The 232-nt window shown below is 75.0% G+C and carries 1 protein-coding gene; it reads right to left on the bottom strand.

Annotation, left to right across the window (positions count from 1 at the left end; genetic code table 11):
• Window positions 1-232, bottom strand: a 232-nt coding sequence (locus R0J92_RS27100) for a citrate/2-methylcitrate synthase (protein WP_411053960.1), incomplete at both ends; no start/stop codon positions are given.

Genomic DNA, 232 nt, shown 5'->3' with positions numbered 1-232 from the left:
AGCCCACGGTGCGGCCCAGCGCGAAGAGGGTCAGCGGCGCGTCCCGCGGCAGGTTGAACAGATGGCCGATCAGGGCCAGCGCGAAATCCACCGTCGGCGGCGTGCCTGCGAGGTCCTGCGCGGCGAGCGCGAGGCGGTGTGCCCGATCGACCGCTGGCGCGTCGTTCCACCTGGCCCGAAGCTGGCCCAGCAGGGCGCGGGCGCGCGGATCGCCCTGGGGGTAGAGGGGGTG

It is taken from the genome of Tritonibacter sp. SIMBA_163, assembly GCF_046535935.1.
Lineage (GTDB): Bacteria > Pseudomonadota > Alphaproteobacteria > Rhodobacterales > Rhodobacteraceae > Epibacterium > Epibacterium scottomollicae.
The sequence above is the reverse complement of the archived record's forward strand: the minus strand, read 5'-3'. Positions and strand labels throughout refer to the sequence as shown.